The following is a 23,175-nucleotide window of genomic DNA, read 5'->3' as shown; positions in this document are numbered from 1 at the left end:
CGCGAGCGCATTTGGCGCGTCTGCCCGAGTGCGGATCGCCAAGAGGAGGTCGGAAAGCTGTCTCGCCAACCAATGTGATACGTTATATCATCGCGTCTTAACGGAAATTTGCCTCTTCCAGGCGCGCCGCGATTTCGCTCGAACACCACTCAAGCCACGTTCTCACGCCTCGTTCAAGGATAGGACCATGTCCGCTATCACCGCCGCAGGCCTCATGTCTGTACGCACTGTGCGCCTGCCCGGCCGGCTCGCCCAAGCCGCTGCCGCGCTCAAGCGCGCCGCCATGCCGGCCATGGCGGCATGCCTCGTGCTCGGCGCGCTGCTAGGCCCGGGCGCAACCGCCCAGGCGGCGGACGCCCCGGGCGCGGCGCTGCCCGTCGTGGCGGCGGAAAACTTCTACGGCGGCGTCGTCAAGCAGATCGGCGGCGCATACGTGAGCGTGACGAGCATTCTGAGCAACCCGGACCAGGATCCGCATCTCTTCGAGGCGAGCCCGAAGACCGCGCGCGCACTGCAGCACGCGCGCCTCGTGGTCTACAACGGCGCCGACTACGATCCGTGGATGACCAAACTGCTCGCCGCATCGAGCAGCGGGAGCGGCCAGCGCGCGATCGTCGTGGCGGCAGATCTGGTCGGCAAGAAAGCCGGCGACAATCCGCACCTCTGGTACGACCCGCGCACGATGCCCGCCGTCGCGCGCGCCGTGAGCGCCGCACTCGGCGCGGCGGACCCGGCGCACAAGAGCGTGTACGATGCCAATCTTGCGGCTTTTCTGGGCTCGCTCAAGCCGATCGACGACAAGGTCGCCGCGCTGCGCGCGCAGTACAAGGGCCAGCCGGTGACGGCAACCGAGCCGGTGTTCGGCTACATGTCGGACGCTATCGGCCTCGACATGCGCAACCTGCGCTTCCAGATGGCGGCAATGAACGATACCGAGGCCAGCGCATCGGATATCGCGGCCTTCGAGCGCGACCTGCGCGAGCGCCGCGTGCGCGTGCTGATCTACAACAGCCAGGCGACGGAAACGCTCACGCGGCGCATGCTGGGCCTCGCGCAGCAATCGAAGGTGCCGGCGCTGAGCGTGACCGAGACGCAGCCCGCCGGCGTGGACTTCCAGCAATGGATGCTTGGGCAGCTCGACGCGCTGGCAAAGGCCCTCGCGCAAAAGTAAGACCATCGCGGCGGCGATGCACGAGCTGCGATGTCCAAGCCATACTGGCAGCGCCCCCCATAACGCACTACAACACTATCGACAGCAGGGAACAGAAGCGATGACCGAGGCCGCGCCCTCCCCTCACGTACACGCGTCGGCGCACGCAGCGCCCGCCGCCGGGCATCACGCGCACCACGGACACCGTGCGGCGCAGCCGGTGCTCACGCTCGCGGGCGTGACGCTCACGCTCGGCGAGCGCACGATCCTGCGCAATGCCAACTTCGCGGTGAACCAGGGCGAATTCATCGGCGTGCTGGGGCCGAACGGCGCGGGCAAGACCACGATGATGCGCGCGATTCTCGGCCTCGTGCCGGCCGCGCACGGCGCGATTCGCGTGCTCGGCGAACCCGTGGCGCGCGGCAATCCGAAGATCGGCTACATGCCGCAGACGCGCACCGCGCTCGCCAGCCGCCGCGTGCGCGGACGCGATTTCGTGGCGATGGCCGCCGACGGCCATCGCTGGGGCCTTCCGCGCGCCGACGCGGCCACGCGCGCCGACGTCGCGCGCGTGCTCGAACTCGTGGGCGCGGAGAAACTCGCCGACCGACCGCTCTCCGAGCTGTCCGGCGGCGAGCGCCAGCGCCTGCTGCTCGCGCAGTGCCTGCTCGGCGACCCGAAGCTGCTGCTGCTCGACGAGCCGCTCATCAGCCTCGACCCGCATCACCAGCGCGGCGTGGTCGAACTGGTGCGCCGCGTGCAGCGCGAACTCGGCATCGCGGTGCTGTTCTCGGCCCACGAACTCAATCCGCTGCTGAACTCGCTCGACCGCGTGCTCTATCTCGGCAACGGCGTGGCGGCGCTCGGCAGCGTGGACGAAGTGATCACCGCGCCGGTGCTCTCGCGGCTCTATGGCTCGCCTATCGAAGTGATGCGCATGAAGGGCCGCATCTTCGTGATGTCGGGCGACGTCGAGGTCGAGAAGCACGACCACGAGCATGAACACGATCACGACCATGGCCACGCACACGGCCATCACGGTCACCCCGATCACGGCAACAACGACAACAACGCCCACGGCCATACCCACGATGCTTGAATACGATTTCATGGTGAACGCCTTCGCGGCGTCGGGCATTGTCGCGGTGCTCGCGGGCATCGTCGGCTACTTCCTGGTGATGCGCGGGCAAACCTTCGCGGGCCATGCGCTCTCGCACGTCGGCTTCACGGGCGCCACGGGCGCGGTGCTGCTCGGCATCTCGCCGATCTGGGGGATGGTGGGTTTCACGCTCGCCGCGGGCGTGTCGATGGGCGCGCTCGGCGAAAAGCTCGCAGGCCGCGACGTGGCCATCGGCGTGGTCCTGTCGCTCGCGCTCGGCTTCGGCCTGCTGTTCCTGCACTACTTCACGTCGTTCGCCACCCAGGTCACGGCGCTGCTTTTCGGCAACGTGCTCGGCGTGGGCCGCGACACGCTCGGCGTGCTCGCCGCGCTGGCCGTGGCGAGTCTCGCCGCGCTCGCGGCCATCATGCGGCCGCTGCTGTTCGCCTCGCTGCAACCGGAACTGGCCGAGGCCAAGGGCGTATCGCTGCGACTCGTCTCGGTGCTGTTCCTCGCCATCGCCGCGCTGGCCGTGGCCGCATGCACGCAGATCGTGGGCGTGCTGCTCGTCTTCACGCTGATGGTAGGGCCCGCCGCCGCCGCGCAGAATCTCACCACGCGTCTTTCGGCGGGCCTCACGCTCGCCGCCTTGCTTGCGCTCGCGCAGGCATGGATCGGCGTGACGCTCGCCTACTACACCGACTGGCCGACGAGCTTCTGGATCACCGCGCTCGCGGCGCTTGTCTACGGCGCGAGCCTGATGGGCCGGCGTTAAGCGTACGGCGGGGGGTGCGTTACTTTGCGAGCACCCGCGCGTGATGCGCCAGATGGTCCTCGATAAAACTCTGGATGAAGAAGTAGCCGTGATCGTAGCCTTCGTGACGGCGCAGCGTGAGCGGCTGCCCCGCCGCCTTGCACGCGGCTTCGAACACATCCGGGTTTAACTGGTTCGGCAAGAACGAGTCGGCCATGCCCTGATCGACGAGGATGCCGGCTTCGAATTTATGCGCGGCCTTGCCCACCAGTTCGCTTGCGTCGTACTGCTTCCAGGCCTCGCGGTCGTCGCCCAGATAGCCGGAGAACGCTTTCTCGCCCCACGGGCAGCGCGTAGGCGCCGCGATCGGCGCGAACGCCGACACCGAACGATAGATATCGGGGTTGCGCAGCGCGAGCATCAACGCGCCATGCCCGCCCATCGAATGACCGAAGATGCCGAGCCGCGCGCCGTCCACGGGCAGGTTCGCCGTCACGGCCTCACGCAGTTCGTCGCGCACATACGAGTACATGCGCCAGTGCTTCGACCACGGCTCGCGCGTGGCGTCGACGTAGAAACCCGCGCCCACGCCGAAGTCCCAAGCCTCGGCTTCACCAGGCACGTTCGCGCCGCGCGGGCTCGTATCAGGCGCGATCAGCGCGATGCCGTGCTGCGCGGCGAAGCGCTGCGCGCCCGCCTTGATCGGGAAAGTCTCTTCAGTGCAAGTCAGGCCCGCCAGATAAAACAGCCCCGGCACCTTGCGCTCGCGCGCCTGGGGCGGCAAATACACCGAAAAGCGCATCGGCAGGCCGATCGTTTTCGAATCGTGTTTGTAGATGCGCTGCACGCCGCCATAACAAGCGTGCTCTTCAATCTGGTCCAGCATCTCTAGCCCTCGCTATTGGGATTGGACAACCGGGCGAATCGATTCGCCCTTCTTCATCAGGTCGATGCCGATCTTACCTTTCCTGTGCGATTCGGCACGAAGGGAACCGCGCGGCCTGTTACGGCTTCGGCGCAAACCATGTGCGCACGCGGCCATACAGATCGATGAAGCGCGCGTAGCGCTGCGCGAGCGCGGCGTCGGCACGCGGCTGCACCACGCAGGTCGCGGCGGGCGCGAGCGCCGCGAGCTCGTCCATGCGCCAATGCCCGCAGGCGACGCCGCCCAGCAGCGCCGCGCCGCGCGCGGCCGCATTCGGGCAGTCGATCGCATCGAGCCGCGCGCCCAGCACGTCGGCGAGCAATTGACGCCAGCGCGCGTCGACGGAGCCGCCGCCCGCAAGCTTGAGCACGGTGATCGGCGCAGCCGCGCTTTCGACATCGGTGAGGCTATCAACGTCGGCTGCACTGATCGCGTGAGCCGCGTGCAACGGCGCGCCGCGCAACGCGTCGAGCCCCGCGCGCAACGCAAACGCCACGCCTTCGAACGCGGCGCGCATGAGCACGCCGCGCGTGTCGCCCAGGCCCGCGCCGAGCCAGCCGCCGCGCGCCTCGGGATCGAGCCACGGCGAGCGCTCGCCGCTCAGGTACGGCAGAAAGGCAAGCGTCTGCGAGGGCTGCGCTGCAAAGGCCTCCGCATAAGCCGTGGCCCAATCGCAGGACAGCCAGCCGCGCGCCGCTTCGAGCGCCACGCCCACGTTTTGCATCGCGGCCATCGCATACCATCCGCCGCTCGCCGACCGATAGCGATGCAGGCCGCGCCGGGCAGGCGGCTCGACGCTCGATGTGACGACGATCTGGCCACCCGTGCCCGTGGTCAGCAGCGCGTCGCCGTCTTCGCGCAGGCCGCTGCCGAGCACGGCGCACGGCGTGTCCCCGGCGCCCGCCGCAAGCACGACGCCTGCAGGCAGGCCGAGGGCGCGCGCGGCGTCCGCGCATAGCGTGCCGCTAGCCGCTGCCGATGGCGCAAGCGGCGCGAACCAGCGCGCCGGCAAGCCCAGCCGCTCGATCAGCGCAAAATCCCACGCCCCGTCGGGCGCGGCAAGCGCGGTCGCGCAGGCATCGGATGGATCGGCCACGAAGGCTCCGGCCGCCGCATTCGCCGAACCCGCGAGCCGCACGCGCAGCCAGTCCTTCGGCTGCAACGCCCAGCGCGTGGCGTCGGCCGTCGCGCGCTCGTGCAGCGTCAGCCAGGAAAGCAACGGCCCCGCCATGCCGGGCGCGACCGGATTCGGCGGTGGATTCGCGGCGCTATCGTGCAATGCATCGGGCCAAGCATCGAGCGATGCGCGCGCCCGCGTGTCGGGCCATAGCATGGCGCAACGCAGGGCATGGCCTGCTGCATCGGTCGGCACGACGCCATGCATCTGACCGGAGAAGCCAATCGCGCGAACCCTCGCGCGCTCGGCGCCGGGCAGACGCCCGCATGCCAGCACGAGCGCGTCCCACCACCGCTCGACATCGATCTCGGCCCAGCCGGGCTGCGGCATCTCCAGCGCATACGCGGCGCTGGCCGCGGCACGCTCGGCCCCCGCTTCATCGACGATGGCGACTTTGAGCGAACCGGTACCGAGATCGATACCGAGAAAGCGCGACTGCATAGCGTTCATGCGAAATGACCGGGAAACATAATCAGGATTGGCGCGCGCTGCTCATCGAACACGACGAGCCGCGACAGCAGTAAAAAACGATAAAAAAGCGCATGATGACAGCGCGAAATTCATGCTCGGAGACTGGGTCGCGAACGGCGCTGGAGAGGACAAATCGGTGGTCTCGCGGAGAGTTTCGCAGGCAACTCGAAATGACCCAGTTTGCGTGCATTCGCGGGTTAACCCGGGGGCCTTTTGCGGCATGCGAAATGTGGCACATGCGAAAAGCGAAATATAGATCATAAAGGGTTGACCATATATTTCCGGTCCGACCGGGACCTGTTTTCACCCGACATCGCCCCTTCATGGGCGACTGCGCGAGCCCCATACTCATCCCGCGCAAAGCGGCGCAATAGCGACTAACGCCTGAAACCACCTGAAAACCGGGTCTAACGCTGCGTCAGAACGTCGCATGTGTACTCATACAATGCGCCGCAGCATCGTCCTGTAGGCTTGCGCCAGCTTCCATATAGTCTGATCGTACCCTGATATGAGGATCCGCGCGCGCCATCCGCATATCACCCCCGGAAAGCACGGAATAGTCCCCAGTGGTCTTGCTGCTTCTTTTCGTCGCGAATACCTTGGAGGCCATATTTTGAAACCAAAGACGGAGAGAGACGACATGCAATCCCAGGGTACTCAAACCCAGGCTCGAAGCCAGGTTCACCCGGTAGACGAGCGCCTGCCGTTCGGCCAGCTTCTCACGCTCGGAATTCAGCACGTTCTCGTGATGTATGCGGGTGCAGTGGCCGTGCCGCTCATCGTCGGCGGCGCCGTCGGACTGCCGAAAGACCAGGTGGCGTTCCTCATCAGCGCCGATCTGTTCGCATGCGGCATCGCAACACTGATCCAGACGCTTGGCCTCTGGATCTTCGGTATTCGCCTACCCGTCATCATGGGCTGTACGTTTGCCTCGGTCGGCCCGATGATCGCCATCGGCACGAATCCCTCGCTGGGCATTCTCGACATCTTCGGCTCGACGATTGCCGCGGGCGCAATAGGCATCGTGATCTCACCGATGATCGGCAAGCTGCTGCGATTCTTCCCGCCTGTCGTGGTGGGCACGGTGATCGCGGTAATCGGCCTCTCGCTCATGGAAGTGGGCATCAACTGGGCAGCCGGCGGCGTCGGCAACCCGAACTACGGTGACCCGGTCTACCTGGGCCTGTCGCTCGTCGTGCTGATGCTGATTCTCCTCATCAACAAGTTCGGTCGCGGCTTCATCGCCAACATCTCGGTGCTGCTCGGCATCGTGGCGGGTTTCGCGATTGCGATGGCGCTTGGCCGCGTGAACCTCGATGGCGTGTCGCACGCACAGTGGATGGGCTTCGTGATGCCGTTCCACTTCGGCCTGCCGCAGTTCCACATCCTGCCGATCGCAACGATGGTGATCGTGATGTTCGTGACCTTCATCGAATCGACGGGCATGTTCCTCGCCGTGGGCGACATGGTGGATCGTCCGGTCGACCAGGCAACGCTGGTGCGCGGTCTGCGCGTCGACGGTCTGGGCACGATGATCGGCGGCATCTTCAACTCGTTCCCGCACACCTCGTTCTCGCAGAACGTGGGCCTCATCGGCGTGACGGGCGTGAAGAGCCGTTTTGTGTGTGCAACGGGCGGCGTGATTCTGGTGGCGCTCGGCCTGTTCCCGAAGATGGCGCAGGTCGTGGCTTCGGTGCCTCCGTTCGTGCTGGGCGGCGCGGGCCTCGTGATGTTCGGCATGGTGGCCGCGAACGGCATCAAGGTGCTCTCGAAGGTCGACTTCGTGAAGAACCACCACAACCTCTTCATCGTCGCTGTGAGCGTGGGCTTCGGTCTCGTGCCGGTGGTCTCGCCGAAGTTCTTCGCGCAACTGCCGCCGGCGCTCTCGCCGCTGCTGCATAGCGGCATTCTGCTCGCCTCGGTTTCGGCCGTGGTCCTGAACCTGATTTTCAACGGCGCAAAGAGCGAAGCAGCTGCAGAACACGACATCCACCAGGTCGGCCACGACTTCGACGGCACCCAGTCGAACGAAGCCGGGCAAGGCTCGACGGAAGCAGGACAAGGCATGCCGCGCACGGCAGCACACTGAGTCGACGCGAGAGGCGCCTCGGCCGGGTGATAGCCACGCAGACACGCGTGCCGGGGCCTTTTGCTGGTTTGGCGTCACGGGAAACCGTGACGCCTTTTTTGTTTGAGGGCGCGTTGTCGCCCGATACGCGGGGCAGTGGCCCAGTGGTATGGAGGGCGCCCCACCCTATCGCCCTAACGCGCTTGCGGCCTCACTGCCGACTGCCCAAACATTAAGAACGCGCTCGAAAAAAAGCCACGGTCTCCCGTGGCTTTTGTCGTTTGAACCGCACTGAACCGCACTGAACCGCGTAGAACGCGGTCCATGTTCGCGTCGCTAACCCGCCGTTGCCGCCGGCGCCGAAGCCGCCACCGGTGCGCTGGCCGCACCGTAATCGACCGGCGCATCGGCCGGACGCGGCGTCTCGCCCGCGTGCTCGATCCAGCCGCCGCCCAGCGCGCGGTACAGATCGACGAGGTTGGTCTCCCGCGCGAGCCGCGCAGCCACAAGCGAGCGCTGCGCCGAGTACAGGCTGGTCTGCGCGGCCAGCACAGGCAGATAGCTGTCCACGCCGTTCTTGTAGCGCAGCTCCGAAAGGTCGAGCCCGCGCTGGTTCGCGAAGGTGCTGCGCTGGAGCGCCTGGATCTGCTGATCATAGGTGCCCCGCGCGGCGAGACCATCGGCCACTTCGCGGAACGCCGACTGAATCGCCTTCTCGTAGTTGGCGATCTCGATGCGCTTCTGGACATGCGCGAGGTCCAGGTTCGCGATGTTCGCGCCGCCTTCGAAGATCGGCATCGTGATCTGCGGCGCGAAACTCCACGCCGCCGTGCCCGCCTTGAAGAGCCCGCCGAGCGAGAGGCTTTCGGTACCGAACGCCGCCGTGAGCGAAACCTTCGGGAAGAACGCCGCGCGCGCCGCACCGATATTGGCGTTCGCCGCGAGCAGGTTCTGCTCGGCCTCCATGATGTCCGGACGCCGCGTGAGCAGGTCAGACGGCAAGCCCTCCGGAATGTCGGCCAGCAGGTTCTGGTTGTCGAGCGGCAAGCCTTGCGGCAGATCCGCCGGCAGCGGCTCGCCAATCAGCAACACGAGAGCGTTCTCGGCCTGCGCGCGAGCGCGCATTTGCGACTGTAGATCGGCCTGCGCATTCTCGACCACTGTCTGAGCCTGGCGCACGTCGAGCTCGGTGCCGGTGCCAGTGTCGAACTGCGCCTTCGTGATGTTGTACGAATCCTGCGCCGTTTTCAGCGTCTCCTGCGTGACCTTGAGCAGGTCGTCGTCGGCGAGCATTGTCAGGTACTGGTCGGCGACCTGCGAGACGAGCGAGATCTCCGCCGCCTTGCGCGCCTGCGCCGTCGACAGGTATTGCGCCAGCGCCTGGTCCTTCAGGCTCCGGATACGCCCCCAGAAGTCGATTTCCCACGACGCCTGCAAGCCCACGTTGTACACGCTGGACGGGTTCGGTTGCCGGGGCGAGGACAGCAGCGCGTTAGGCACGCGCGTGCGGCTTTCCGAGGCTACGCCGTCGATGGCCGGGAACAGCGCGGAGCGCGTGATCTGATACTGCGCGCGCGCCGCCTCGACGTTGAGCACCGAGACGCGCAGGTCGCGGTTGTTCTTCAACGCGATCTGGACCAGTTGCTGCAGGCGCGGGTCGACGAAGAAGTCGCGCCAGCCGATGTCGGTGGCTGCAACGCCGTTGGCGCTGCGGCCAGGCTGGCCGCTGTTGCCGGTCGCGCCGGGTTGCGTCGCGTAGACGCCGCCCTGCGGGAAGTCCTGCGACACCGGCGCGTCCGGCCGCTGATAGTGCGGCTCCATCGTGCAACCCGCCAGAAGCGCAGCGACCACCGCAGCGGCGGCCGTTGCAATTACGGATAGTTTTTGCATCTCAATGTCCTTCCTTGCCCTGGCCCTGGCCATTACCGCCGCCATTGCCGCCACCGCTGCCGCCATTGCCGCCGTTCTCGTCGTCATGGTCGTGCGCGTGGTGCTCTTCGTAGTGCGCAAGCGCGGTGTCGGCGTCTTCCTTCTCGCCGGCGAACTTCGCGCGGATCACGACGAAGAACATCGGGATCATGAAGATCGCGAGGAACGTCGCGGTGATCATCCCGCCGATCACGCCCGTGCCGATCGCGTGCTGCGATGCCGAGCCCGCGCCGTTACTGATCGCGAGTGGCAGCACGCCGAGAATGAACGCCATCGAGGTCATCAGAATCGGTCGCAGACGCAGTCGTGAAGCTTCGAGCGCCGCCTCGATCGGTCCGATCTTCCCTTCGGCCTGGAGATCGCGCGCGAACTCCACGATCAGAATCGCGTTTTTCGCCGAAAGACCCACGGTGGTCAGCAGACCCACCTGGAAGAACACGTCGTTTTCGAGGCCGCGCAGCGTCACCGCGAGCAGCGCGCCGAGCACGCCGAGCGGCACCACCATGATGACCGCGAACGGAATCGACCAGCTCTCGTAGAGCGCCGCGAGACACAGAAACACGACGAGGATCGAGATGCCATAGAGAATCGGCGCCTGCGAACCCGACTGGATTTCCTGGAACGACAGGCCCGTCCATTCGTAGCCGATGCCCGCGGGCAGCTTCGCCGCGATCTGCTCCATGGCCGTCATGGCCTGGCCCGTCGACTTGCCCGGACCCGCCTGACCCTGGATTTCCATCGCCGAGATACCGTTGTAACGCTCCAGCTTCGGCGAACCGTAGGTCCAGTGGCCGCTTGCGAACGACGAGAACGGCACCATCCCGCCCGAGCTGTTGCGCACGTACCAGAGACCGAGGTCTTCCGGGTTCATGCGGAACGGCGCGTCGGCCATCGCATACACCTTCTTGATACGGCCGTCGGTGTCGAGGAAGTTGTTCACGTACGCGGACGCCCACGCGACCGAGAAGGTCTGGTCCACCGCCGCCGACGTCACGCCGAGCGCATTAGCCTTCTCGCGGTCGATATCCACCTTGAACTGCGGCGTGTCGTTCAGGCCGTTCGGACGCACGAGCGCAAGCGACGGGTCCTTCGCAGCCATGCCGAGCAGCATGTTGCGCGCTTCCATCAGCTTCTCGTGGCCGACGCCGCCGCGATCCTGCAGCTCGAAGTCGAAGCCCGACGCCGTGCCGAGTTCCGGAATCGAAGGCGGATTCACGGGGAAGATCATCGCGTCCTTGTAGCCCGCGAAGTGACCGTACATGCGGCGCACCAGCGCCTGGACCTTCTGGTCCGCGTGCTGACGCTCCTTATAGTCCTTCAGACGCACGAACACGAGACCCGAGTTCTGGCCGCGGCCCGCGAAGCTGAAGCCGTTCACGGTGAAGGTCGACTCAACGATGCTGCCTTCGTCCTTGAGCAGCCAGTTCTGGATGTTGGCGAGAGTGCGCGCCGTGGTTTCCTGGGTCGAGCCCGAGGGCGTCTGCACAATCACGAACATCGTGCCCTGGTCTTCATCGGGCAGGAACGACTTCGGCAGACGCACGAACAGCAGCCCGACCGCGACGATCAGCGCGAGATAGATGATGAGCCAGCGGCCCGAGCGCTTGATGACGTGGTACACGCCGCTGTGATACTTGTCGCGGCTCTTCTCGAAAGTGCGGTTGAACCAGCCGAAGAAGCCCTTCTTCTGTTCGTGATGGCCCTTCGGAATCGGCTTGAGGATGGTCGCGCACAGCGCCGGCGTGAGAATCAGCGCGACGAGCACGGACAGCACCATCGCCGCCACGATCGTGAGCGAGAACTGCCGGTAAATGGCGCCCACCGAGCCGCCCGAGAACGCCACCGGCACGAACACGGCGGAAAGCACGAGCGCCACGCCCACGAGTGCGCCGGTGATCTGGCCCATCGCCTTGCGGGTCGCTTCCTTTGGCCCCAGCCCCTCTTCCACCATCACCCGCTCGACGTTTTCCACGACCACGATCGCGTCGTCCACCAGCAGACCGATGGCGAGCACGAGGCCGAACATGGAGAGCGTGTTGATGGAGAAGCCCACCATCGCCATGATCGCGAACGTACCGAGCAGCACCACCGGCACCGCGATCGTCGGAATCAGCGTCGCGCGCAGGTTCTGCAGGAACAGGTACATCACGAGGAACACCAGCACGATGCCTTCCAGCAGCGTCTTGATCACTTCCTCGATCGACAGGCGAACGAACGGCGTGGTGTCGTACGGGTACTTCACGACGAGGCCGTGCGGGAAGTACTTCGAGAGGTCGTCGATCTTCTGGCGCACGAGCTTCGCGGTTTGCAGCGCGTTGGCGCCCGTGGCGAGCTGAATGCCGAGGCCCGCGGTCGGCGCACCGTTGTACTTCGTGTCGAAGTTATAGTTTTCGCCGCCCAGCGTGATGCGCGCCACGTCCTTCAGGCGCACCTGCGAGCCGTCCTGATTCACCTTCAGCAAAATGTTGCCGAACTGCTCTGGCGTTTGCAGCAACGTCGCTTCGGTAATGGTCGCCTGGAAAGACTGCCCCGCCACCGCTGGCGTGCCGCCTAGCTGGCCGCCCGCGATCTGCACGTTCTGCGCGGTGATCGCGGCCGTCACGTCGCTTGGCGTGAGGCTGAAGTTGATGAGCTTGTGAGGATCGAGCCACACGCGCATCGCGTACTGCGAGCCGAACAGGGTGACCGTACCCACGCCGTCGATACGGCTGATCGGGTCCTTCACGTTAGACGCAACATAGTTCGCGAGGTCGTACTTGGTCATGCTGCCGTCTTCGGACACGAACGCGAGCACGAGCAAGAAGCTGCTGCTCGACTTCGTCACGCTGATGCCGAGTTGCTGCACCACCTGCGGCAGGATCGGCGTGGCGAGTTGCAGCTTGTTCTGCACCTGCACCTGCGCGATGTCCGGATTGGTGCCCGCGGCGAACGTCAGCGTGATGGTGGCCGTGCCCGAGTCATCGGAAGTCGACGAGATATACAGCAGGTGGTCGAGACCGCTCATCTGCTGCTCGATCACCTGCGTGACCGTGTTTTCCACCGTCTTGGCCGATGCGCCCGGATAGTTCGCGCTGATCTGGATGGACGGCGGCGCGATGGTCGGATACTGGGCGACCGGCAGCGTGAACACCGACGCCACGCCCGCCAGCATCAGGATGATGGCGATCACCCACGCAAAAATCGGGCGATCAATGAAGAACTTTGCCATGAAGCAGGCTCCCTGTTATTGCGCAGCGGAGGCAGCGGGTGCGGATGCAGCGTGAGCCGCCGATGCGCCCGAAGCGCCGCTCGCGCCCGCGAGACCCCCAGCCGTCGCCTGATCCGCTGAAGGCGCGCCCGGCGGCGGCGGCGGCGGCAGATGCGCCTCGACCGCCTTCACGGTTGCGCCCGGACGGACTTTCTCGGTGCCCTGCACGATCACGCGGTCGCCCGCATTCAGACCGCTTTCGACGATCCAGTCCTGGCCCTGCGTGCCCGACGTGACGATGACGTGCGGCACGACCTTGTTGTCCTTGTCGACGAGCAGCACCGTGGCCTGGCCCTTCTGGTCGTGCTGTACGCCGACCTGCGGCACGAGGAACGCGTGCTCATTGGTGCCTTCGTCGATGCGCGCGCGCACGAACATGCCCGGCAGCAGCACGCGGTCGGGGTTCGGGAAAAGCGCGCGGATCGTGACCGAGCCGGTGGCCTGGTCGACCGTGACGTCGGTGAACTGGAGCTTGCCCTGCTGCGAGTAGGTGCGGCCGTCTTCGAGCACGAGCGAGACCTTGGCCGCGTCGGGGCCGTTGGTCTTCAGGCGCCCCGCTTCGATGGCGCGGCGCAGCTTCAGGCCGTCGAGGCTCGACTGCGTGAGGTCCACGTACACCGGGTCCATTTGCTGCACGGTGGACATCAGCGTCGCCTGGCTCGCCTGCACGTAGGCGCCCGGCGTGACCTGCGAGATGCCGACCTTGCCGGTGATCGGCGAGACCACATCGGTGTAGCCGAGGTTGATCTGCGCGGTGTCGACCGCGGCCTTGCCCGCATCGACATCGGCCTGCGCCTGGCCTTGCGCGGCCACGGCGTTGTCGTAATCCTGCTTGCTGACCGCGTTGGCCGCGACGAGCACCTTGTAGCGCGCGACGAGTGCGTTCTGCGTGACGAGATTCGCCTTCGCCTTCGCGAGCGCAGCCTTGGCGTTATTGAGGGTGGCGATGTACGGCGCCGGATCGATCTTGTACAGGCGCTGGCCCGCCTTCACGACCGAGCCCTCGGTGAATTCGCGGCGCAGCACGATGCCGTCGACCCGCGCGCGCACCTGCGCGACGAGGAAGGCATTGGTGCGGCCCGGCAGTTCGGTCACGACCGGCACGGACGCAGGTTGGACGGCAACCACGCCTACTTCGGGAGTTTGGGGCGGCGGCGCGGAATTTTTTTGCCCGCACGCTGCGAGCACTACGGCAGCCGTCGCGAAGGTGATTAGGCGGAATGGAACCCGTTCGACGCGCATGGAGCAACCTCTGTCTATAACTGACAATAAAAGCGCGTGGCGTTCTTCCTTCGTGAGGAAGAACAGCGGCACACGCCAGCATCTGCAATACCTGACGGATAACCCGGTGTTTCAGGAATGGCGCGATACCGGTTTGCGACATCCGTCCGGGCGACTTGGGCGCGCAATGTAAGCAAACGGCGCGCACTGGGGTTTGTACGACTGGTGGCCAGTGACGGATATTAACCGGACATCAATTCTTGAGTTATCCAGGTGGTGGGGTGGTATTATAGATACATTCGCGAATGAATGTATAAGAACAAATCGTTCCGATCCCGGGACTGCACAAGAGCGTTCGGCGCACGGCGTGCGTATTACAAATTAATACATTGCTGATCCGGCTCTTATATGCTTTCTTACCCTGATAACCCACATACTGAGCAGTAGCCTTTCATGGTCCGACGCACCAAAGAGGAAGCGCTGGAGACGCGCAACCGCATTCTCGACGCTGCCGAACAGGTTTTTTTCGAAAAAGGCGTGTCGCGCAGCTCGCTTGCCGACATCGCCCAGGCAGCCGGCGTCACGCGCGGGGCAATCTACTGGCATTTCGAGAACAAAGGCGATCTCTTCAACGCCATGTTCGACCGCGTGGTGCTGCCGCTCGACGAGATGAAAGCGGCCACGGTCGACCCGGACGAGCCCGACCCTCTCGGGCGCATCAAGGACCTGTGCGTGCTGTGCCTGCGCGACACCGCCACCGACGCGAAGCGCCGGCGTGTCTTCGAGATCCTGTTTCTGAAGTGCGAGTTCGTGGAGGAAATGGGCCCTGTCATGGCGCGCCATCAGGGCAATATGCGCGAGGGCCTCGAGCGCATCGAGGAAGGTTTGCGCAACGCGATGTCCAAGGGGCAGCTGCCCGCCAGTCTCGACGCCCCGCGCGCGACGCGCGTGCTGCACTCGTTCATCACCGGGGCGCTGCACGACATGGCGATCCTGCCCGACATGTTTGACGTGGCGCACAACGCGGAGCGGCACGTCGAGGCCATGCTCGATGCGCTGCGCTACAGCCCGGCGCTGCGCGTCGAGCCGGCGGCGAAGGAATAGCGGGCCGCCGTCCAGACGGTGCGGCCCGCGAGAGCGTGCTGCCCCGCCCTGCCGGAATCAAGCCCGGGGTTACCGCAACATCACGCCGCAACCTGGCTGGCCCGCGCGCGCTGATTCGAGGCGTAAATGTTGTCGCGCTCCAGCGGCGCGCCCGCTTCGAGCGCGGCAATCCAGGCATCGGTGCTCGCGACCGCCGCGAAGCGCGAATGCATCACGACCTTGAACACACGATGGATCTCCTCGGCGCTCGCCGCGCCCGCTGCGTTCTCGTAGGGCACCGAGCCCGAGGCGTCTTCGAGGAATTCGACCGCGAGACCCGCGTGGGTCGCATCGAACACCGTCGACGCGTCGCAGTTGTGCGTCATGTAGCCGGCGACGGCCAGCGTGTCGATGTCGTGCGCCGCGAGCCATGCGGCGAGATCGGTGCCCGCGAAAGCGCTCGGCAACGCCTTTTCCACGTAATGATCGCGCTGGCGCGAAGCCACCACGGGGTGCAACTCGGCGCCGACGCTGCCGCGCGCGAACAGCGGCGACCCGGCAGGCGCGAAGTTCTGCACCACCACGACCGGCACGCCAGCGGCGCGAGCGGCGTCGATCGCGCGGCCCACGTTGGCGAGCGACGTCTGCACGTCCGGGTATTCGATCGGCAGATCGCCGGTGACGTATTCGTTTTGCACGTCGATGACGACCAGCGCACGGCGGGGAGTTACGGACATGGCGATACCTCCTTCTTCGATATGAACCTGGCGAGAAAATCGGGGAAATCCGGTGGAATCTCGATGGAATCCGCGGCCGTCCAGGCGACGCGGCTGCGATGGAGGCATTGTCCGTTGGCGCATCGCACGCGCACAGTGGCCCGAATGACAACTTTCGATAGAATTGGGCCAAACGTGGGCGAGAGAATAGAGACCCGCGCGTCCACGGCCCCTCTCGACTTGCGAGGAAATCGATGCCCACCGCTCCCCGTACTCCGACGCCGGTTTCCGAACCTGCCGCACCTGCCGCACTGGCGGCACTGGCCTCGCCAACGACAGCTCCAACGAAAGAAACGGCACCGCCAGCACGCCGCATTGCCGTGGTCGCGTTCAATCGCATCATTCCGTTTCATCTCTCGGTGCCCTGCATCGTGTTCGGCGAGCCGCGCCCCGAAGGCGGCGTGCCGCCGTTCGAGCTGATCGTCTGCGCGGCCGAACCGGGGCCGCTCGCCACGACGGCCGGTTTTACGATCGGCGCGCCCTGCGGCCTCGAAGCGCTCGAATACGCCGATGTGGTCGTCGTGCCAAGCTGGCGCGACGCCGAAGAAGTGCCGCCCCGCGCACTGTGCGAAGCGCTGCATGCGGCGCACGCACGCGGCGCGGTGCTCGTGGGCCTGTGTTTCGGCGCTTTCGTGCTCGCGCACGCGGGCCTGCTCGACGGCCGCCCGGCCACCACGCACTGGGCCGCCGCCGACGCCTTCGCGCGCCAGTTCCCGCAAGTGCGCTTCGATCCAAACGTCCTCTACGTCGACGATGGCGACATTCTCACTTCGGCAGGCACGGCGGCGGGTCTCGACTGCTGCCTGCATCTGCTGCGGCGCCTCGCCGGCACGCAGGCGGCCAACTACGTGGCGCGGCGGCTAGTGGTGCCGCCGCACCGCCAGGGCAGCCAGGCGCAGTACGTGCAGCAGCCGGTGGCGGCGCGCGGGCGCGGCGACCGGCTCTCGAGCCTGCTCGACTGGATCCGGGCCCATCTCGACACGCCGCATACGCTCGACTCGCTCGCGCAGCGCGCGCTCATGAGCCGCCGCACCTTCACCCGCCAGTTCCGCCTGACGACCGGCGCAACCGTGAGCGCGTGGCTGCTCGGCGAGCGGCTCGCCCGAGCGCAGCAACTGCTCGAAACCACTGACCAGCCGATCGACGCCATCGCGCAGGGCGCGGGCTTCGGCTCGGCCGCGTCGCTGCGCCAGCATTTCGTGGAAGCGTTCAGGACCTCGCCGTCGGCATGGCGACGGGAGTTCCGGGGGACGTGAGAGCGATGTGAGGGCGATGCGAAGCCGCGCGCGGCCTTAGCCTTCCGCCAGATGCCGCGCGACGTAAAACAGCAGCGCAACGAAAAAGATCATCGCGGCCCAGACCCAGTTTGGCATCGCGTGCGGCGCGGGCTCATGATGAAGCGTGCCCGCGGCACGACCCGACAGCGTGCCGCCCGCTTGCGGGAGCAGATGCGCGCGCCGCGCGACCGCCGCAAGATTGATGGGCCGCAAGAACACATGCTGACGCCGGGGCGCCTCGCCACGAACGCGGTTCGGCGCCCGTCCGTGCTTGGCCGCAACCACGGCGCAGAACTCGGTGAAGAACTCGTCGGCGAGTTCGTGCAGCGCGTTTTCGATTTGACGCGGCGGCAGCTCGCCCAGCGGCCCGGTCAGCGTGGCCCACACCGAATAGTCGATGCGCGTGCTCGCGCCCTTGCCCATCGCGGCGGGCTCCTCCTCGCGCAGCGCCACATCGATCTGGCCACGCAGCGAGCCGATGCCGTCGGCGCGCGCACGAAAGCTCAGCACCCGGCGCGGCGTGAGCGGCACCGTCGCAACGTCGCTGGCAATGTGAGCGCGCACTTCGTAACGTGCGCGCAGCGGCCCGAGCGGCACAGTCAGCGTGATCGCGTACTCGCCGGGGCCGAGCCGCCTGAACGACTCGCAATGCTCCAGACTCGCCCGCACGAGCGGGGCCTGCTGCAGCGCCTGCCAGACGGCAGACGGCTCGAGCGGAATCCTCAACGCATCGTTCAGTTCCATGGCGGCTCCCCGGTGGCAGTTCGAGAAGTTCCTTCAGGTCGTTCGGCTGATTAGAGCATCAATCGGCGGTCAATATGCGAGCGCTCGGGCGCTTTCTCAGGAGGTCTGATCGATGCGGTCCACGCGATCGGCGTGAAACGCCAGATAGGCCTTGATGCTGTGCGCCGCTTCGAGTGGCGCCTCATAGCTCCATGCGGCGTCCTCGATGCAGCCGTCCTCGGTGCGCAGGTGGTAAAAGGACGCCTCGCCCTTGTGCGGACAGGCTTCGGTGTGTGTGGAGCGTTCGAGCCGCGCCATGTTCACGTCGGCACGCGGGAAGTAAAAGACGTCCGGATTGCCGGTCTCGACGAGCGTGAGCGCCGCGAGCGTATCGGCAATCGTGATGCCACCGTGGATCACGCGCACGCGGTGACGGTTCGTGATGATGTCGATGCGATGGCCGGCATCCGGTTCGACCGTCATGGTCTGCTCCCTGAGCGATGGGCGCCGCTGCCCGGGAAGTCACGGCAAGCCCGTGACTTCATTATCCGCGAAACTTCGGCGGCTTGCGCGAATTCGGCTGCCGCGCGCCGCCAGGGCTTACCAGACGAACGATGCGCGGGCGCTGCCATTCGAGCCCACCGTCACGGCACTGGTCTTGTCGATGCCGTTGTGGCTCACGTGTACCGTATAGCGCCCCGGGCGCACGCGCACGAGCATGTACGGCCCGCGCGAAGTCGCATTGAGCACGCTCGCACCCCGGGCGTCGACGATCTGCACGCGCACGTCGGCGAGGAATTCGGCGTTGCGGTCCGTGAAGCGCAAGGAAAGCGGCCACTGCGACCGCGCGGCTTGCAGCGCCTTCGACTCATCGAGGCCGACACCGCCCGACACGAACTCCACGCCGCCTTGCTGCTGCACTTGCGGCATGCCGCCGCCGTTGGTGTTGCCGGCGCTCGACATGTCGGTGCTCGAACCGCCCACCGTGCCGTTCGAGGGATTCATGCCGTTCGCCGCGCCGTTGGCGCCGCCTTGCTGGGCTGGCATTTGCTGCATTGGTGCTTGCTGCGCCGGCATTTGCTGCATCGGCGCTTGTTGCATCGGCGCTTGTTGCATCGGCGCTTGTTGCATCGGCGCTTGTTGCATCGGCGCTTGTTGCATCGGCGCCTGCTGTACCGGCGCGCTTTCTTGCGGCATCGGCACCTGCTGCACCGGCGCGCTGCCTTGCTGCGCTGCCGCAATGCCCGCGAAACCAAGGGTCAGGGTCGCCGCGATCGCGGCGTTCGAAAGGACTGGACGCGTTTTATTAAATCTCTTCATCGTGACTGCTCCTTACACATTGCCTCGGTATGGAACCGCCGCAAAACGCATGCCCAACTGGATCAGGCACGAACAGCACGCTGAAAAGAAAACTGCCGCCGGGGCGCGAAGCCCATGGCGGCAGTGAAAACAGCGGCCCGGAAATCCCGGTATGCGTTGTACGCCAGGCCGCTGAAGCGAAGCGCGACCGCGCTCAGCCGAGATCGACCGGCACGAAGATCTGCGCGTCGTCGCGCTGAATCAGGAGTGCGATGCTGTTGCCCGCTTGCGCGATCATCTGCTTGAGCTGATCGGGGCTCGTCACCGCGCGGCCGTTCACTGCGAGAATCACGTCGCCGGGCTGAATGCCCGCGTTTTCCGCCGCGCCGGACGCCTGCTCGACGAGCAAACCGTGATCGATCGAGCCATTGTCTTTCTCCGCCGGCGAAAGCGGGCGCACCGCAACACCGAGGCGTCCCTGCATCTGCGACTGCTGCGCGTCGTTCGAGGCGAGCTTGCTGTCGGTGAGCGTGCCGATGGTCGCCGTGAAGTCCTTGGTCGACTTGTCGCGCCACACCTGAATGTCGGCCTTCGTGCCCGGCTTCATGCCCGCGATCAACGAAGGCAGGTCGACCGAGTCGCCCACCGCCTGGCCGTTCACGGCAAGAATCACGTCGCCGGGCTTCAGGCCCGCTTTCGCGGCCGGACCGTTCGCGTCCACCGAACTCACCAGCGCGCCGCGCGGCTTGTCCATGCCGAACGAGTCGGCGAGCGTCTGGTTCATCGACTGCACCGCCACGCCGAGGCGCCCGCGGCTCACGTGCCCCGTCTTGACGAGCTCGTCCTTGACCTTCATGGCTTCATTGATCGGGATAGCGAACGAAAGGCCCTGGAAGCCGCCCGTCTGCGAGTAGATCATCGAGTTGATGCCGATCACTTCGCCCTGCAGATTGAACAGCGGGCCGCCCGAGTTGCCGGGGTTCACCGGCACGTCGGTCTGGATGAACGGCGTGTAGTTCTCGTCGGGCAGCGAGCGCGACTTCGCGCTGATGATGCCCGAGGTCACGGTGTTGTCGAAGCCGTACGGCGAGCCGATCGCCACCACCCACTGGCCGACCTTGCTCTGGCGCGGGTCGCCGATCTTCACGGTGGGCAGATCCTTCGCGTCGATCTTGAGCACGGCGACGTCGGACTGCTTGTCGGCGCCCACGACTTTGGCCTTGAATTCGCGCTTGTCGGTGAGCTTCACGGTCACGACGTTCGCGCCGTCCACGACGTGCGCGTTCGTGAGAATGTAGCCGTCCGGGCTGATGACGAAGCCCGAGCCGAGGCTCGAACTCGGCGTGTCGGGCTGCATGCCGCCGCCGTCGCCGCCCATGCCGGGCGCGCCGCCGTAGAAGTGCTTGAAGAACTGATAGAACGGATCGCCCGGATCGATCGGCAGTTGCTGCGCCCTGCTGCGCAAGGAAGCCTGCTTCACCACGTGCTTCGCACTGATATTGACGACGGCCGGGCCGTAGGTTTCCACGAGGCCCGAGAAGTCCGGAATGCCAGTCTTGGCCGCGGCCTCTGCAGGCATCATCGCGGCCTGCGCCGGGGTGATCACCTGCGGCGGCGGCACGTCGCGGCGCCCGGCCACGTAGCCCGCCGACAACGCGACGGCAACGGCAATGGTCACGGCACTGCGGGTAATGACTTTGGTATTCATAGCGGACTCCTTGCGCGGGATGCTGTCACGACGTAACGAAGGTTAAGCGCTATCGCTTAAAGGAGTCTTAAGCGGGGAACTTCTCCGCAAACGCCCGCGCAACGGGCGTTTGCGGGGTTTTCAAAAGGAGTCGCGACCTCAAAACCGCACGTCCACCCGCAACCCGCCCGCCGGCGAATCGCCGAGCGTGATGGCGGCCTCGTGCTGGTCGGCAATGCGGCGCACGATCGCGAGACCGAGCCCCGTGCCCGCTACGTCCGTGCGCGCGCGGCTCGCGCTCGCGCCCACGCGATAAAAGCGATCGAACACGCGCGAGCGTTCGTCGACGGCAATGCCCGGCCCGCTGTCGTCGATGCGCACGAGCGGATGGCCATCGTCCACCATGAGGCTCACGTCCACGCGGCCGCCCGCGGGCGTGTATTTCGTCGCGTTGTCGATCAGGTTATTGAACATCACGCGCAAGGCATCGGCGTCGCCGTGCACGTGCGCGTCGGCGCTCTCTTCGATGCCGAGGTCCACGCCGCGCTGTTGCGCGAGCGGCGCATAGTTGAGCACGCAATCATCGAGCAGCGCATGCAGGTCGACGTTTTGCGCACGCGCGTGGCCGTCCGGCTCCGAGCGTGCGAGCGCGAGCAGTTGTTCCGCAAGGCGCGTGGCGCGCGTCACGCCCGCCTGCAGATCGACTAGCGCTTCGCGGCGCGTTTCGTCATCCCTTGCGCGCGCAACGAGTTGCGACTGAATCTGCACCGCCGCGAGCGGCGTGCGCAGTTCGTGCGCCGCATCGGCCACGAAGGCCTTTTGCGTATCGATCGCCTGGGCCAGGCGCTCGAGCAGCGCGTTGAGCGCGTGCACGAGCGGCATCACTTCGCGCGGCAGACGCTCTTCCGGCAGCGGTTCGAGCGCCTCGGGATGGCGCGTGTCGAGCGCGCGCGCCACGCGCGAAAGCGGCTTGAGACCGCGCCCCACCACCTGCCACACAGCGAGCCCGAGGAACGGCAGCACCACGATCAGCGGCCACAGCGTGCGCAGCGCGACGTTCGCGGCGAGCCGGTTGCGCACCGTCATCGGCTGGGCGAGCTGCACGACGTTGTCGCCGACGATCGCGCCATAGACGCGCCAGTCGCCACGGTCGGTGCGCTCGGTAGAAAAACCGAGCTCGGCGCGCGGCGCGAGCGGCGCGCGCGGATGCGAGTAGTACATCAACACGCCATTGCGGTTCCAGATCTGCAGAACGATGCCCTCGGTGCCGGTGTCGCGCGAGCTGAGAATCTCGTTGAACGGCTCGGAAGGCAGCGCAGCGGCAATCTCCTGCAACTGGTAATCGAACAGCTCGTTGGCTTCGGCGAGCGCCTGGCGGTAGATCAGCCAGCCCGCGAGGCCAACGCCCGCGACCACGATCGCGAGCAGCCAGAACAGCAGTTGTCGTCGAATCGAACTCATTCGGAACTCATCAAGCGGGCGCTCGTCCTCACGCGTCTTTCGCGATCATGTAGCCGAGGCCGCGCACGTTGCGGATCAGGTCGGCGCCGAGTTTCTTGCGCAGCGCGTGGATATAGACCTCGACCGTGTTGCTGCCGATCTCCTCGCCCCAGCCGTACATCTTCTCTTCGAGCTGGGTCTTGGAGAGCACCGCGCCGGGGCGCGCAAGCAGCGCTTCCAGCAAGGCGAACTCGCGCGCGGAGAGCGCGACGGGTGCGCCGTCCTGGGTCACCTGGTGCGAGGCGGGATCGAGCGTGATCGAACCGTGGCGGATCGTCGACTCGCTGCGGCCCGACTGGCGGCGGATCAGCGCGCGCATGCGCGCGCCCAGTTCGTCGAGATCGAAGGGCTTGATGAGGTAGTCGTCCGCGCCGGCGTCGAGGCCTTTCACGCGGTCGGCGATGGCGTCGCGCGCGGTGAGGATCAGCACCGGCAACGCCACGCCGCGCGCGCGCAAGGTGCGCAGCACGTCGAGGCCATCGCGCTTGGGCAGCCCGAGATCGAGGAGGATCAGATCGTAGGAGTCGGCGCTCGCGACCGAGAGCGCGGCCTCGCCGTCCTCGACCCAGTCGACCGCGAAGCCTTCGCCGCGCAGCGCCTTGCGCACGCCCTCGGCGATCATGCGGTCATCTTCGACTAGCAGTATGCGCATCGTAATGAATCGGCAAGGCGGTGCACGCGGCGCCGCGCTTGAAGCTCGAAGTAAATGAAGATGGGTGCATTCTAGCGCCTCGTCACGCACCGCCTGCACGACTCGCACGACCCGCTCGAACGACGCGAGCGCCCCGC

At 66.2% G+C, this 23,175-nt stretch carries 18 protein-coding genes; 6 read left to right on the top strand and 12 right to left on the bottom strand.

Going from position 1 to position 23,175, the window contains the following annotated elements; translation table 11 throughout:
* The first annotated feature begins 283 nt into the window (after positions 1 to 283).
* The 3 genes from NH14_RS13325 (at position 284) to NH14_RS13315 (ending at position 3,024) form a co-directional block, all read left to right on the top strand.
* Complete coding sequence (locus NH14_RS13325) at positions 284 to 1,171, top strand: metal ABC transporter solute-binding protein (RefSeq protein WP_035522878.1); 888 nt, start codon at positions 284 to 286, stop codon at positions 1,169 to 1,171.
* Positions 1,172 to 1,271: 100 nt separating this feature from the next.
* A complete protein-coding gene (locus NH14_RS13320) occupies positions 1,272 to 2,249 on the top strand; it encodes an ABC transporter ATP-binding protein (RefSeq protein WP_035522004.1) in 978 nt (325 codons plus the stop codon).
* Positions 2,242 to 3,024, top strand: a complete 783-nt coding sequence (locus NH14_RS13315; RefSeq protein WP_035522001.1) for a metal ABC transporter permease — start codon at positions 2,242 to 2,244, stop codon at positions 3,022 to 3,024. Before NH14_RS13320 ends, NH14_RS13315 begins: the two co-directional genes overlap by 8 nt.
* Positions 3,025 to 3,043: 19 nt before the next feature.
* Here the strand turns inward: NH14_RS13315 and fghA are convergent, their stop codons facing one another.
* Both fghA and NH14_RS13305 read right to left on the bottom strand, forming a co-directional pair.
* The gene (gene fghA, locus NH14_RS13310) at positions 3,044 to 3,889 is read right to left on the bottom strand and encodes an S-formylglutathione hydrolase (RefSeq protein WP_035521998.1); all 846 of its coding nucleotides are present in this window, start codon (positions 3,887 to 3,889) and stop codon (positions 3,044 to 3,046) included.
* Between the two features lie 118 nt (positions 3,890 to 4,007).
* Complete coding sequence (locus tag NH14_RS13305; protein ID WP_237179625.1) at positions 4,008 to 5,555, bottom strand: FGGY family carbohydrate kinase; 1,548 nt, start codon at positions 5,553 to 5,555, stop codon at positions 4,008 to 4,010.
* 661 nt (positions 5,556 to 6,216) lie between these two features.
* Between NH14_RS13305 and NH14_RS13300 the strand changes: the two genes are divergently transcribed.
* On the top strand, positions 6,217 to 7,665 hold the full coding sequence (locus tag NH14_RS13300; RefSeq protein ID WP_168727145.1) for a nucleobase:cation symporter-2 family protein: 1,449 nt from the start codon (positions 6,217 to 6,219) through the stop codon (positions 7,663 to 7,665).
* A 315-nt stretch (positions 7,666 to 7,980) separates the two neighbouring features.
* Here the strand turns inward: NH14_RS13300 and NH14_RS13295 are convergent, their stop codons facing one another.
* The 3 genes from NH14_RS13295 to NH14_RS13285 are packed head-to-tail and all read right to left on the bottom strand — an operon-like array spanning position 7,981 to position 14,062.
* Positions 7,981 to 9,534, bottom strand: coding sequence for an efflux transporter outer membrane subunit (locus NH14_RS13295; RefSeq protein ID WP_035532472.1), 1,554 nt, complete (start codon positions 9,532 to 9,534; stop codon positions 7,981 to 7,983).
* 1 nt (position 9,535) lies between these two features.
* Entirely contained in the window at positions 9,536 to 12,781 is a 3,246-nt protein-coding gene (locus NH14_RS13290; RefSeq protein ID WP_035532469.1) for an efflux RND transporter permease subunit, read from the bottom strand.
* A gap of 15 nt (positions 12,782 to 12,796) precedes the next feature.
* Positions 12,797 to 14,062 carry an efflux RND transporter periplasmic adaptor subunit gene (locus NH14_RS13285; protein WP_035532466.1) on the bottom strand — a complete coding sequence of 422 codons (1,266 nt, stop codon included), beginning with the start codon at positions 14,060 to 14,062 and terminating at the stop codon, positions 12,797 to 12,799.
* Positions 14,063 to 14,494: 432 nt separating this feature from the next.
* On the opposite strand from NH14_RS13285, the gene NH14_RS13280 reads away from it, so the two are divergent.
* Entirely contained in the window at positions 14,495 to 15,145 is a 651-nt protein-coding gene (locus tag NH14_RS13280; protein ID WP_035532464.1) for a TetR family transcriptional regulator, read from the top strand.
* Between the two features lie 80 nt (positions 15,146 to 15,225).
* Here NH14_RS13280 and NH14_RS13275 read toward each other — a convergent pair whose 3' ends face one another.
* A complete protein-coding gene (locus NH14_RS13275; RefSeq protein ID WP_035532462.1) occupies positions 15,226 to 15,861 on the bottom strand; it encodes a cysteine hydrolase family protein in 636 nt (211 codons plus the stop codon).
* A 233-nt stretch (positions 15,862 to 16,094) separates the two neighbouring features.
* Between NH14_RS13275 and NH14_RS13270 the strand changes: the two genes are divergently transcribed.
* Complete coding sequence (locus NH14_RS13270) at positions 16,095 to 17,156, top strand: helix-turn-helix domain-containing protein (protein ID WP_035532461.1); 1,062 nt, start codon at positions 16,095 to 16,097, stop codon at positions 17,154 to 17,156.
* A 36-nt stretch (positions 17,157 to 17,192) separates the two neighbouring features.
* On the opposite strand, the gene NH14_RS13265 is transcribed toward NH14_RS13270, so the two are convergent.
* The 6 genes from NH14_RS13265 to NH14_RS13235 all read right to left on the bottom strand — a co-directional run bounded on the left by NH14_RS13265 (position 17,193) and on the right by NH14_RS13235 (position 23,038).
* Positions 17,193 to 17,921: an SRPBCC family protein gene (locus tag NH14_RS13265; protein WP_035532458.1), complete on the bottom strand. Its 729-nt coding sequence runs from the start codon at positions 17,919 to 17,921 to the stop codon at positions 17,193 to 17,195.
* Between the two features lie 96 nt (positions 17,922 to 18,017).
* Positions 18,018 to 18,383, bottom strand: coding sequence for a DUF427 domain-containing protein (locus NH14_RS13260; RefSeq protein ID WP_035532453.1), 366 nt, complete (start codon positions 18,381 to 18,383; stop codon positions 18,018 to 18,020).
* A 117-nt stretch (positions 18,384 to 18,500) separates the two neighbouring features.
* On the bottom strand, positions 18,501 to 18,947 hold the full coding sequence (locus NH14_RS13255) for a peptidase associated/transthyretin-like domain-containing protein (protein WP_407947147.1): 447 nt from the start codon (positions 18,945 to 18,947) through the stop codon (positions 18,501 to 18,503).
* Between the two features lie 466 nt (positions 18,948 to 19,413).
* A complete protein-coding gene (locus NH14_RS13245) occupies positions 19,414 to 20,907 on the bottom strand; it encodes a DegQ family serine endoprotease (protein ID WP_035532451.1) in 1,494 nt (497 codons plus the stop codon).
* A 138-nt stretch (positions 20,908 to 21,045) separates the two neighbouring features.
* A complete protein-coding gene (locus NH14_RS13240) occupies positions 21,046 to 22,347 on the bottom strand; it encodes an ATP-binding protein (RefSeq protein WP_035532446.1) in 1,302 nt (433 codons plus the stop codon).
* Between the two features lie 28 nt (positions 22,348 to 22,375).
* Entirely contained in the window at positions 22,376 to 23,038 is a 663-nt protein-coding gene (locus tag NH14_RS13235) for a response regulator (protein ID WP_035532497.1), read from the bottom strand.
* Between the last annotated feature and the right edge of the window lie 137 nt (positions 23,039 to 23,175).

It is taken from the genome of Paraburkholderia sacchari, from assembly GCF_000785435.2.
In the GTDB taxonomy this organism is placed as follows: domain Bacteria; phylum Pseudomonadota; class Gammaproteobacteria; order Burkholderiales; family Burkholderiaceae; genus Paraburkholderia; species Paraburkholderia sacchari.
The sequence above is the reverse complement of the archived record's forward strand: the minus strand, read 5'-3'. Positions and strand labels throughout refer to the sequence as shown.